The sequence below is a fragment of the Rugamonas fusca genome (assembly GCF_014042365.1).
Taxonomy (GTDB): domain Bacteria; phylum Pseudomonadota; class Gammaproteobacteria; order Burkholderiales; family Burkholderiaceae_D; genus Rugamonas; species Rugamonas fusca.
The window spans coordinates 1-11665 of the sequence record NZ_JACEZS010000014.1 but is presented as its reverse complement, the minus strand read 5'-3'; the positions used below and the strand labels follow the sequence as shown (position 1 = coordinate 11665).

General features: G+C 69.0%; 12 protein-coding genes. All 12 read left to right on the top strand.

Going from position 1 to position 11665, the window contains the following annotated elements:
* Positions 1-5 precede the first annotated feature (5 nt).
* Positions 6-1373, top strand: coding sequence for an ATP-binding protein (locus H3H36_RS16435; protein ID WP_229219950.1), 1368 nt, complete (start codon positions 6-8; stop codon positions 1371-1373).
* Positions 1370-2227, top strand: a complete 858-nt coding sequence (gene cpaB / locus H3H36_RS16430; RefSeq protein ID WP_182219181.1) for a Flp pilus assembly protein CpaB — start codon at positions 1370-1372, stop codon at positions 2225-2227. Before H3H36_RS16435 ends, cpaB begins: the two co-directional genes overlap by 4 nt.
* A gap of 21 nt (positions 2228-2248) precedes the next feature.
* On the top strand, positions 2249-3811 hold the full coding sequence (locus H3H36_RS16425) for a type II and III secretion system protein family protein (RefSeq protein WP_182219180.1): 1563 nt from the start codon (positions 2249-2251) through the stop codon (positions 3809-3811).
* Between the two features lie 10 nt (positions 3812-3821).
* The gene (locus H3H36_RS16420) at positions 3822-4088 is read left to right on the top strand and encodes a pilus assembly protein (RefSeq protein WP_182219179.1); all 267 of its coding nucleotides are present in this window, start codon (positions 3822-3824) and stop codon (positions 4086-4088) included.
* A gap of 20 nt (positions 4089-4108) precedes the next feature.
* Positions 4109-5377, top strand: coding sequence for a pilus assembly protein TadG-related protein (locus H3H36_RS16415; RefSeq protein WP_182219178.1), 1269 nt, complete (start codon positions 4109-4111; stop codon positions 5375-5377).
* Positions 5378-5388: 11 nt separating this feature from the next.
* Positions 5389-5841, top strand: a complete 453-nt coding sequence (locus H3H36_RS16410; protein ID WP_182219177.1) for a TadE/TadG family type IV pilus assembly protein — start codon at positions 5389-5391, stop codon at positions 5839-5841.
* Positions 5838-6299, top strand: coding sequence for a TadE/TadG family type IV pilus assembly protein (locus H3H36_RS16405; protein WP_182219176.1), 462 nt, complete (start codon positions 5838-5840; stop codon positions 6297-6299). The genes H3H36_RS16410 and H3H36_RS16405 overlap by 4 nt, the downstream gene beginning before the upstream one ends.
* 34 nt (positions 6300-6333) lie before the next feature.
* On the top strand, positions 6334-7488 hold the full coding sequence (locus tag H3H36_RS16400; RefSeq protein WP_182219175.1) for a CpaE/TadZ family protein: 1155 nt from the start codon (positions 6334-6336) through the stop codon (positions 7486-7488).
* A 38-nt stretch (positions 7489-7526) separates the two neighbouring features.
* A complete protein-coding gene (locus H3H36_RS16395; RefSeq protein ID WP_182219174.1) occupies positions 7527-8900 on the top strand; it encodes a TadA family conjugal transfer-associated ATPase in 1374 nt (457 codons plus the stop codon).
* Between the two features lie 5 nt (positions 8901-8905).
* Complete coding sequence (locus H3H36_RS16390; protein ID WP_182219173.1) at positions 8906-9883, top strand: type II secretion system F family protein; 978 nt, start codon at positions 8906-8908, stop codon at positions 9881-9883.
* 16 nt (positions 9884-9899) lie between these two features.
* Positions 9900-10853, top strand: coding sequence for a type II secretion system F family protein (locus tag H3H36_RS16385; RefSeq protein WP_182219172.1), 954 nt, complete (start codon positions 9900-9902; stop codon positions 10851-10853).
* Positions 10854-10876: 23 nt separating this feature from the next.
* On the top strand, positions 10877-11665 hold a 789-nt coding region (locus tag H3H36_RS16380; protein ID WP_182219171.1), incomplete at its 3' end, for a tetratricopeptide repeat protein.

Below are 11665 nucleotides of genomic sequence, written 5' to 3'. Positions count from 1 at the left end.
ATAGCATGATGTTGGCCACCACCCTGCCCGCCACCAGCGCCACCGTCGCCGACCCCTTGCGCGCGCCCGCCCCGCGCACGGTCGAGGAGACGGGTCTGCCGCAGCTGTTCCTGGTCGATTTGCTGTGCAAGATACTGGCCCAGCATGGCCAGATGCACCTGAGCGAACTGGCCGGCGCCACCAGGCTGCCGGTGAGCGTGCTCGACGCCGTACTGGCGCCCATGCGCGCGGAAAAGCTGTGCGATGTCACGCGCCGCGGCGCCAGCGGCACGGACGCCGACCTGTGCTTCAACCTGACCGACCTGGGCCGCCTGCGGGCCCAGGAGGCGGCCCTGCGCGACGCCTACGCCGGTCCCGCGCCCGTGGCCTATGCCGACTACGTGGCCCAGATCCGGCGCCACAGCGTGACCCACCAGCCCCTGTCGCGCGCCCACATGCAGCGCGTGTACGAGGGCGTGGTGGTGCGCCCGGCCCTGCTCGACCAGCTGGGCGCGGCCTTCAATTCCGGGCGCGCCATCTTCCTGCACGGCCCGGCCGGCAGCGGCAAGAGCTACCTGGCCGAGCGGCTGCACGGCCTGCTCGAAGGCGAAGTGCCCATTCCCCACGCGATCCTGATCGATGGCGCCGTGGTGCCCATCTACGACCCCGTGGTGCACCCGGCCGTGCCCGAGGACGCGCCGGCCGGCAGCCAGTTCGACCGCCGCTACACGCGCGACCAGCGCTGGGTGCGCTGCCAGCGCCCGGCCGTGCTCACCGGCGGCGAGCTGACCATCGAGATGCTGGACTTGCGCTTCGACCATGGCGCCCGCCTGTACCAGGCGCCGCCCCACCTGAAGGCCAACGGCGGCATCCTCGTGATCGACGACCTGGGGCGCCAGCGCTGCTCGGCGGTGGAACTGATGAACCGCTGGATCGTGCCGCTGGACCGCCACGTCGACTTCCTGGCCCTGCAGAACGGCTACAAGTTCGCCGTGCCGTTCGACATGATCGTGGTGTTCTCGTCCAACCTGCAGCCCGAGGAACTGGCCGACGGCGCCTTCCTGCGCCGCCTGGGCTACAAGATCCACGTGGGGCCCTTGCCCGAGCCGCTGTACCGCACCGTGTTCCGCCAGGTGTGCGAGCGGCTGGGCCTGGACTGGGACGAGGCCATGTATGACTACCTGCTGCGCGCCCGCCACGGGCGCGAAGGGCGGCCGCTGATGGCCTGCTATCCGAACGACTTGCTGGGCCAGTTATGCGACCTGGCCCATTACGAAGGCCGCGCCGCGCGCCTCGATCAGGCCGGGCTCGACTGGGCCTGGCAAAACTATTTCGGCGCTTCCGCGTCCGCGGACGCTGCCGGCGACAGCACTAACCTGGGGGATCAAAAATGAGAAATACACGCGCCATGATCATGATGCTGGTAGCCATCGTCCTCGCCTTTGGCGCGGTGCTGGTGGCGGCCCAGTGGATCAACAAGCAGTCGGCCGCCAACACCCAGAAGGTGGCCGTGGCCCTGGTCGACATCCCGCTCGGCTCACGCATCAACGCCGAGATGGTGCGCCTGGTGGACTGGCCCGCCAACGCCATCCCGCCGGGCTCCTTCAACGACCCCAAGGCGCTCGATGCGCGCGTCACCCGCAGCACCATCCAGCGCGGCGAGCCGCTGATGGAAGGCAAGCTGGCGCCGCCCGGCACCCAGGGCGGGCTGTCGGCCGTGGTGTCCGAGGGCAAGCGCGCCATCACAGTGCGCGTGAACGACGTGGTGGGCGTGGCCGGCTTCACCCTGCCGGGTAACTACGTCGACATCCTCGTCAACACCCAGGAGGAAGGGGCCCGCAACAGCGTCAGGGACCCCAGCATTTCCAAGATCGTGCTCGAACACATCCTGGTGCTGGCCATCGCCCAGGAAGCGGGACGCGACGACACCAAGCCCAAGGTGGTCAACGCCGTCACGCTGGAGGTGACGCCGGAACAGGCCGAGAAACTGGACCTGGCGCGCAGCGTGGGCACGTTGTCGCTGGCGCTGCGCAACCAGGTCGATCCCAAGCCGGTGGAGACGACCGGCGCCACCAAATCCACCCTGCTGGGCCGGACGGCGCCGGCGCCGGAAACCAAGCCGGCGGCGGCCGCCGCCGCGCCACTGCCGCGGGTGCCGGCGCCGCGGCGGATCGCGGCCGTGCGCCCGCCGGCCGGCAACCAGGTGGAAATCATCAAGGGGCTGGAACGCAGCACCCAGCAATTTTAAGCCGAACCCAGGAGCTTAAGCATGAAGACACTACGCTGCATCAAGACCAGCACCGCCCTGCCACTGAGCCTGGTGCTGGCCGGCCTGTTGACCACCGCGACCTATGCCGCCACCGAACCCGCTGCCGCGACCGCGCCAGCCAAGCCGGCCAAGCCGGCCAGGGCAGCCAAGGCCGGCAAGCCTGCCACCACGCCCGCCGCCGTGCCGGCCCATGTGCCCACCATCGAGATCGCGCCCGAAGTCCACCTGGCCGAAGGCAAGTCCACCCTGATGCACTTGCCCTACGCGGCCAGCCGGCTGTCCGTGGGCGACGCCAGGGTGGCCGACGTGATCCTGCTCAAGCCCGACGAAGTCTATATGCTGGGCAAGACGCCCGGCTCGACCAACCTCACCCTGTGGAGCAAGCAGGGCGACGCCACCATCGTCGACCTGTCCGTGGGCGTCGATACGGCGGCCCTGCAGGCCCGCTACCAGCAGTTGCTGCCCGGCGAGAAGGACTTGCACATCACGGCCGCGGCCGACACCCTGGTCCTGTCGGGCACGGTGTCGGACGTGGTCAGGGCTGACCAGGCCATGGCGCTGGCCACCGCCTACGTGCAGCGCGGCGCGCGCGCCGGGGCCGGGACGGGCGGCGGCACGGGCGGCGCCGGTGCCGCCGGCGGCGACAGCGGCGCCGCCGGCGCCTCGCCCAAGGTGGTCAACCTGCTCAAGATCGCCGCGCCCCAGCAGGTGATGCTGGAAGTGAAGGTGGCCGAAGTGTCCAAGACCCTGGTCGACCAGCTCGGCGCCAGCCTGGGCATGAGCCGCACGGCCGGCAGCTGGACCTACACCCTGCTGTCGAACATGCTCAGCAACAATCCCGGCAAGCTCGACGCGTTCAACAACCGCAACGGCAACTTCGCCAGCCTGGACGCGCAAAAACGCGATGGCCTGGTCAAGGTGCTGGCCGAGCCCACCATCATGGCCATCAGCGGCCAGGAGGCCAGCTTCCTGGCCGGCGGCAAGATCTTCATCCCGGTGGCCCAGAACAACAACGGCGCCACCCAGACCATCACGCTGGAGGAGAAGGAATTCGGGGTGGCCGTCAAGTTCACGCCCACCGTGCTCGACGGCGGGCGCATCAATCTCAAGGTGGCGCCGGAAGTGTCGGACCTGAACAAGGAAGGGGTGGGCATCACGGCCACCGGCGTGAACACGACGGCCATCCTGCCCTCGTTCACCACGCGCCGCGCCACCACCACGGTGCAGCTGTTCGACGGCCAGAGCTTCGCCATCGGCGGCCTGATCAAGAACAACGTCACCACCAGCATCAAGGCCTTCCCCGGCCTGGGCGAGATCCCCGTGCTGGGCGCGCTGTTCCGCTCGAGCGACTTCCAGACCGACCGCAGCGAGCTGGTGTTCATCGTCACGCCGCGCCTGGTGCAACCGCTGCCGGCCGACTACAAGCTGCCCACCGATGGCTACATCCAGCCCAGCCGCGGTGAATTCTTCCTGCAGGGCAAACTCGAAGGCCAGCCGCCCGCCCAGCCCGGCCCGGCCCACCAGCCGGCCGCCCCCGCGGCTGGCGGCTTTGACGTGAAATAGGAGAACCACCATGAAAACCCTGATGTGCGCGGCCGGCGCCGCCCTGTTGTTGGGCGCTTGCGGCTCCAACACCCCCTACCTGGACAGCCAGTTCGGCAACGCCAACCGCATGCTGCAAGCCCAGCAAACCATCGTCCCCCAGGGCCAGGCCGGCAACCCCAGCGTCGGCGTGGACGGCAAGGCCGCCAAGAGCGGCTATGACCAGTACCAGAAGACCTACCGGGCCCCCGAACCGCAGACCCAGGCCTTCACCATCGGCCTGGGCACGGGCAAATAGGCGGCCACGGAGCGGCCATCATGCGTATCCCAAAACGGACCAGCCAGCGCGGCACGGTGGCCATCATCGCCGCCATCGCGCTGCCCATCCTGATCGGTTTCGCCGGCCTGGCGCTGGACGGCGGCCGCCTGTACCTGCACAAGACGGAACTGCAGAACGCGGCCGACGCCTGCGCCCTGGCCGCCTCGCGCGAACTGACCTGCGATCCGGCCGCCGGCCCCTGCGCCGCGTCGTTCCTGCTCAACGCGGAAAACAGCGGGCTGACCGTGGGCCAGCGCAACTTCCTCGACTTCCAGGGCACGGCCGTGGGCAACGCCCAGCTGTCGGCGTCCGACATCACCTTCAGCACCACCTACGCGCCAGCCTCATCCTACCTGTCGCGCGCGGCCGGCGCCGACCCCGCTTCCAAGTACGTGATGTGCACCACCCACCAGAGCGGCATCCTGCCCTGGTTCATGGAAGTGCTGGGCGTGGGCGGCCAGAGCGTGGCCGCCTCCGCCGTCGCCACCCTGTCGCGGGCCGCCACCAACTGCGCCATTCCCATCGGCCTGTGCAAGATCCCCGGCCCCTCCAGCGACCCGTTCGCCGGCCTGACCGTGGGCCAGTGGGTGACCAGCAAGCTCAGTTCGTCGGCCACGGGCAGCTTCGACTGGGTCGACTTCACCCCGCCCGGCGGCGGCGCCAGCGAACTGGCCGACCTGCTCAAGGGCACCGGGGTGTGCAGCGTGCCGGCGCCGCCGGTCCAGGTGGGGGAACAGGGCAACATCACCAGCCTGGACACGGCCTGGAACACCCGCTTTGGCCTCTACAAGGGCAGCGATTCCATCGCCACCGCCGCGCCCGACTTCACCGGCTATGCCTACACGCCCACCAACTGGCCCGCCAAATTCAACGCCTACTCGGGCAGCAGCGGCAGCGAGCCGAACTTCCAGACCGCGCGCACCCAGCACAAGGCATGGCAAGGCAATGCCAGCACCGGCGGCACCGTCAACATGGGGGGCGTCACGGTGGCGACCTCGGCCCAGCTGACCACCTCCGGCGCCGACCGCCGCCTGGTCACGGCGCCGGTGGTCGATTGCGCGGCCTGGGCCGGCGGCAGCAGTTCCCAGCAGGTGCCCATCCTGGGCTATGCCTGCGTGCTGATGCTGGCGCCGATGGGCAAGTCCGATCCCGAGACCTACCTCGAATACCTGGGCAAATCGACCGACCTCACCAGCCCTTGCGCCAGCTCCGGCTCGGTCGGCGGCCCCGCCGCCGAAGGTCCGCTGGTGCCGGCCCTGGTGCAATAGGAGAACGCGACATGAGATGGTTCCGCAAACAAGGGGGCGTGGCCAGCGTGGAACTGGCGTTCCTGATCATCCCGCTGCTGGTGCTGACCTTCGGCACCACCGAGTACGGGCGCGCCATCTACCAGTACAACACGCTGGCCAAGGCCAGCCGGGATGCGGCCCGCTTCCTGTCCGAGCAGGGTCCGGGCGACGCCACCGACCTGGCCACGGCCAAGTGCCTGGCCGTGTACGGCAACGGCGACTGCACCGGCAGCGTGCTGGCGCCGGGCTTGACGACGGCCATGGTCACCGTGTGCGACAGCGTCAGCTGCCCGTCCACCCACCAGAACCAGGCCACCGGCAGCGGCGTGATCAACCTGGTCACCGTGACCATCAGCGGCTACCCGTTCACCTCGCTGGTGCCTTTCATCGCCCCCAGCGTGACCTTCAACAACATCAGCACCACCATGCGGCAAATCCTATGAAAACCGTGCTCCCGCTCCCGGCCCTGGCCCGCCGCGCCCGGCAAGGTGGCGCCACGGCGCTGGAATTTGCCATCGTCTCGACCGTGTTCCTGATGCTGCTGGTGGGCATGATGGAAATGGGCCGCATGCTGTTCTACTGGAACACGGCCACCGAAGCGACCCGGCTCGGGGCCCGCATCGCCGCCGTGTGCGACCTCAACGCCAGCGCCATCAAGACCAAGATGCACGCCATGCTCGACGTGCTGCCCACCAGCGCCATCACGGTCAGCTACACGCCCGGCGGCTGCACGGTCGAGACCTGCCGCTACGTGACGGTCTCGATCAACAGCGGCGTGTCCATCGCCACCTATATTCCGGGCGTGCCGCTGGCGCTGTCGCTGCCGGCCCTGTCGACCACGCTGCCGCGCGAGAGCATGCTCAGCACGGTCGGCGGCAGCCCCAACCCCATGTGCAACTGAACGCCCTACCGCTTACCCATAGACAGGAGTCATCGTGAAAATCACCGTCGTTTCCAGAACCGAGAAGCAACTGCTGGAACTGTCGCGCCTGCTGCGCGAGCGCAACGGCGCCGACGAAATCGACGCCATCCTGGGCAAATTGCAGCGCCTGCAGGAACCGATCGACAGCCAGCTGCTGCTGCTGGACCAGCCCACCCTCGACGAGGCCGACCTGGACCAGCTCGAACGCATCAGCACCGGCTACCCGACCCTGGCCGTGATCGTCATCTGCCAGCAGCAAGATCCGGAATTCCTGATGCAAGCCATGCGCAGCGGCGTGCGCGAAGTGCTGCCCAGCCCGGCCGACCCCGAGCAACTGCTGCCGGCCGTGCGCCGCATCGAGGAAAAACTGCAGAACCGCGTGCGCCCGCTGGGCAAGGTGCTGGCCTTCATCTCGTGCAAGGGCGGCAGCGGCGCCACCTTCATCGCCACCAACCTGGGCTACGCGCTGGCCACCCAGGAAAACAAGAAGGTGGCCCTGTTCGACCTCAACCTGCAGTTCGGCGACGCCTCGCTGTTCGTGTCGGACCACAAGCCGCCGGCCACGCTGGCCCAGGTGGCCCAGCAGATCCACCGGCTCGACCCGTCCTTCCTGGCCGCCAGCATGGTGCAGGTGTCGCCCAACTATGGCGTGCTGGCCGCGCCGGAAGACCCGGCCCACGCCAACGACGTCAAGCCTGAGCACATCAGCCAGCTGCTGCAGCTGGCCCGCCAGCACTATGACTTCGTGCTGCTCGACATCGGCCGCAGCCTGGACGCCGTGTCCGTGCGCGCGCTCGACCAGGCCGACATGATCTTCCCCATCCTGCAGCTGACCCTGCCCTACATCCGCGACGGCAAGCGGCTGCTGGGCGTGTTCCGCTCGCTCGACTACCGCAAGGACAAGATCCACCTGATCGTGAACCGCTACGCGCCCGGCGGCGAGATCCGCCTGTCCGACTGCGAGGACGCGTTCGGCACGCGCATGTTCAAGACCGTGCCCAACCACTACGAGGCGGCGGCCGCTTCCGTCAACCAGGGCGTGCCCATCTTGCAGCTGGCCAAGACCAGTCCCGTGTCCCGGGCCTTGCAGGAGCTGGCCCGCACGCTGGCCGGCGAACCGGGCGAGGAGACGCGCGGCTGGCTGTCCAAGATACTGAAGCGGGCCTGATGGCGCGCACCGACTGAACTTTCACCAGGAGCATCATCATGGCATCCCAGCCACCCTCGATACGGGAACGCCTCAACAGCGGCGGCACGGCCCTCGGCCCGACCCCCTACGTGCTGCCCAGCGCCGGCTCGATCGACACCCGCAGCTACCAGGAGCTCAAGCACCGCATCCACCAGGCCCTGCTGGACCGGGTCGACCTGGAAGGCATGCAGCGCCTGTCCCAGAGCGAGATCCGGGACGAACTGCGCATCCTCGTCGAGCGCCTGCTCGACGAGGGCACCATGGTCATCAACGATGCCGAGCGCAAGAGCCTCACGCGCGACATCCAGTACGAGGTGCTCGGCTTCGGCCCGCTGGAACCGTTGCTGGCCGACCCCAGCATCTCCGACATCCTGGTCAACACCCACAAGCAGGTGTACGTGGAGCGCCACGGCCGGCTCGAGCTGACCGACACCACCTTCACCGACGACGCCCACCTGATGAAGATCATCGACAAGATCGTGGCCCGGGTCGGCCGGCGCATCGATGAATCGAGCCCCATGGTGGACGCCCGCCTGCCCGACGGTTCGCGCGTGAACGCCATCATCCCGCCGCTGGCCATCGACGGCCCCATCATGTCGATCCGGCGCTTTTCCGCCACCCCGCTGCGGCTGGCCGACCTGGTCGAATATAAAAGCCTGACGGGCAGCATGGGCACCTTGCTGCAGGGCCTGGGCAAGGCCAAGGTCAACATCCTGATCTCGGGCGGCACCGGCTCGGGCAAGACCACCCTGCTCAACGTGATCTCCGGTTTCATCTCGCACAGCGAGCGCATCGTCACGGTCGAGGACGCGGCCGAGCTGCAACTGCAGCAACCGCACATCGTGCGGCTCGAGACGCGCCCGCCCAACATCGAGGGCAAGGGCGAGGTCACGCAGCGGGCGCTGGTGCGCAACGCGCTGCGGATGCGGCCCGACCGCATCATCCTGGGCGAGGTGCGCGGCGGCGAGGCGCTCGACATGCTGCAGGCCATGAACACCGGCCACGAAGGCTCGATGGCCACCATCCACGCCAACACCCCGCGCGACGCCCTCACCCGGCTCGAGAACATGATCAACATGGCGGCCTCCAACCTGCCCTCCAAGGCCATGCGCCAGCAGATCAGCTCGGCCATCGGGGTGGTGGTGCAGGTGGCGCGCCTGACGGACGGCAAGCGCAAGATCACTTCGATCTCGGAAGTGACGGGGATGGAGGGCGAGATGATCACCATGCAGGAAATCTTCGCCTTCCGCCAGACGGGGCTCGATCCGATCGGCACCGTGCTGGGCAGCTTCCGCGCCAGCGGCGTGCGGCCGCGCTTTTGCGAACGGCTGCGCCACTTCGGCGTGGCGCTGGACGACACCATGTTCGACCCCAACCGCGAGCTGAGCTGACCATCATGGACACTCTCTACTACATCTTCGGCACCCTGATCTTCGTGGCCGTGGTGCTGGGCATCGAAGCGCTATACCTGGCCTGGAACGCCACCAAGGGGCCGGAGGCGGAACGGGTGGCGCGCCGGCTGCGCACCATGTCGGCCGGCGCCCACCTGGGCCAGCAAAGCAACTCCATGATCAAGCAGCGCCTGTTGAGCGAGTCGCCCGGCCTGCAACGGGTGCTGCTGGGGCTGCCCCGCATCCACCAGGTGGACCGGCTGCTCGAGCAAAGCGGCCTGCCCTGGAGCGTGGCCGAACTGCTGGGCATGCAGGCCTTGTGCTTTTGCGTGGCCCTGTTCGCGGCCTTCTGGTTCGGCCTGCCCTGGCTGCTGGCGCTGCCGCTGGCCGTGGCCGGCGCCTGCCTGCCGCTGCTGTGGGCGCTGCGCGCCAAGGACCAGCGGCTGGCCCGCATCGAGGAACAATTGCCCGACGCGCTGGACTTGATCGGGCGCGCCGTGCGGGCCGGCCACGCCTTTCCCACGGCGCTGGCCATGGTGGGCGAGGAGATGCGCGAACCGTTGGCCAGCGAATTTTCGGCCGCGTTCGACGAAGTCAATTTCGGCATCTCGATGCAGGATGCGCTGCTCAACCTGGCCACCCGCGTGCCCAGCACGGACTTGCGCTACTTCGTGATCGCCGTGACCATCCAGCGCGAGACGGGCGGCAACCTGGCCGAGCTGCTCGACAACATCGCCGCCATCATCCGGGCCCGCATGAAGCTGCTGGGCCAGGTGCGCGTGCTGTCGGCCGAGGGCAAGATGTCGGCCTGGGTGCTGGGCCTGCTGCCGTTCGCGGCGGCGGCCGTGATCCACATGACCAGCCCGCAGTTCCTGGCCGTGCTGTACACCGATCCGGGCGGGCGCAAGATGCTGGGCGCCGCCGCCGTGCTGATGGCCGTGGGCGTGTACGTCATGCGCCGCATCATCCACATCCGCGTCTGAGCAGGAGGAGTCCACCATGACCATCGCCCAAATCGGCCTGCTGCTGCTGCTGTTCATCGTCGTGTTCGGTGCCGCCCTGCTGCTGCTGAACCGCTTCGCCACCGACCCCGTCCAGCAGCGCCTGGAACAACTGGGCAGCACCGAGCAGACCACCAGCGCGGGGCGGGCCGCACGCGAACAAGGCCCGTGGCTGACCCGCTTCCTCAAGCTCACCGGGCCGCTGGCCAAGCTGTCCGTGCCCGAGGGCGACTGGGAGAAATCGGCGCTGCGCACCCGCTTCATGACGGCCGGGCTGCGCAACCCGAACGCGCCCACCCTGTTCTTCGGCGCCAAGACGGGCCTGGCCATCAGCCTGCCCTTCCTCACCTACATCGCGCTGAGCGCCTCGCGCACCCACTACAGCGGCAACGTGCTGCTGATGTGGCTGCTGGTGGCGGCCGCCTTCGGCTATTACCTGCCCAATCTGCTGCTGGCCCAGCGCATCCAGACCCGCCAGCGCGACATCTTCAACAGCTTCCCCGACGCGCTGGACCTGATGACCGTGTGCGTCGAAGCCGGGCTGGGCATGGACGCGGCGCTGGGCCGGGTGGCCAACGAGATCGGCCTGAAAAGCCCCTTGCTGGCCGACGAACTGAACCTCGTCACGCTGGAACTGCGGGCCGGCAACACCAAGGAACGGGCGCTGCGCAACCTGGCCCTGCGCACCGGGGTGGAGGACGTGGACGCGCTGGTGGCCATGCTGATCCAGGCCGAGCGCTTCGGCACCAGCGTGGCCGACTCGCTGCGTATCCAGTCGGAACAGCTGCGCACCAAGCGCCGCCAGCGGGCCGAGGAAATGGCGGCCAAGATCGCCCTGAAACTGCTGTTCCCGCTGATCTTCTTCATCTTCCCCTCGCTGCTGGTGGTGCTGATGGGGCCGGCGTTCATCCAGATCTACCGCGTGCTGTTGCCTGGCATCAGCGGTGGCTAACCCAATCACGTAAGGAGCACATCATGCCGAACTTGAAACCGATCGTCGTCGCCGTGGCCGGCGCCGCCATGCTGAGCGCCTGCGGCAGCCCCGCCGTGCGCCAGTCCCTGCAGGTGCAAGGCGTGCAGCGGGTCAGCCAAAGCACGGAACAGAGCGCGGCCAGCTGGTACCGGCTGGGCAAATACCACCAGGAGCGCGGCCAGCTGAGCCTGGCGCTGGGGGCCTACGCCCAGTCGCTGGCGCTGGACGCGGGCCAGCTCGACGCCCGCAACGCCGTGGCCGCCATCGACGCCCAGCAGGGCCGGCTGGCCGACGCGCGCGACGCCTTGCAACGCCTGGTGGCGGACTACCCCGGCGAGGCCCAGCCGCTCAACAACCTCGGTTATGTGTACTACCTGATGGGCGACTACCCGGCCGCCATCGCCACCTTGCAGCGGGCCGTGGCGCTCGAGCCGAACGGGCGCGCCTACTACAACCTGGTGCAGGCGCAAACGGCGGCCCGCGCTGGCGCGCCGGCCAGCGCGCTGGCGACCGCCACGCCCGTGTCCGCGCCCGCGGCCGCTGCGGCCCCGGGCGCGACGCCAGCCGTCACCGCGCCCGCCACCGAGGTGGCGCCGTCGCGCATGGAGCTGGTGCAGCTAGCGCCCCAGGTGCTGGAACTGAAACTGCGCGCCAGCCAGTCGATCGCGACCGTGCCCGCCCTGCCGGCCGCCGCGCCCGTGGCGCTGGCCGCGCCGCCGGTACGGATCGCCGTGCCCGCGGCCGCCCCGCCGGTGGCGGCGCCACCCGCGCCCGCCCCCGGGCCGGTGAGC

Excerpts from the sequence above, each read along its gene's own strand:
- H3H36_RS16395 (WP_182219174.1), top strand. The coding sequence starts at position 7,527 with ATGGCATCCCAGCCACCCTCGATACGGGAACGCCTCAACAGCGGCGGC.
- H3H36_RS16435 (WP_229219950.1), top strand. The coding sequence starts at position 6 with ATGATGTTGGCCACCACCCTGCCCGCCACCAGCGCCACCGTCGCCGAC.
- H3H36_RS16410 (WP_182219177.1), top strand. The coding sequence starts at position 5,389 with ATGAGATGGTTCCGCAAACAAGGGGGCGTGGCCAGCGTGGAACTGGCG.
- H3H36_RS16385 (WP_182219172.1), top strand. The coding sequence starts at position 9,900 with ATGACCATCGCCCAAATCGGCCTGCTGCTGCTGCTGTTCATCGTCGTG.
- H3H36_RS16415 (WP_182219178.1), top strand. The coding sequence starts at position 4,109 with ATGCGTATCCCAAAACGGACCAGCCAGCGCGGCACGGTGGCCATCATC.
- H3H36_RS16425 (WP_182219180.1), top strand. The coding sequence starts at position 2,249 with ATGAAGACACTACGCTGCATCAAGACCAGCACCGCCCTGCCACTGAGC.
- H3H36_RS16405 (WP_182219176.1), top strand. The coding sequence starts at position 5,838 with ATGAAAACCGTGCTCCCGCTCCCGGCCCTGGCCCGCCGCGCCCGGCAA.
- H3H36_RS16390 (WP_182219173.1), top strand. The coding sequence starts at position 8,906 with ATGGACACTCTCTACTACATCTTCGGCACCCTGATCTTCGTGGCCGTG.
- H3H36_RS16420 (WP_182219179.1), top strand. The coding sequence starts at position 3,822 with ATGAAAACCCTGATGTGCGCGGCCGGCGCCGCCCTGTTGTTGGGCGCT.
- cpaB (WP_182219181.1), top strand. The coding sequence starts at position 1,370 with ATGAGAAATACACGCGCCATGATCATGATGCTGGTAGCCATCGTCCTC.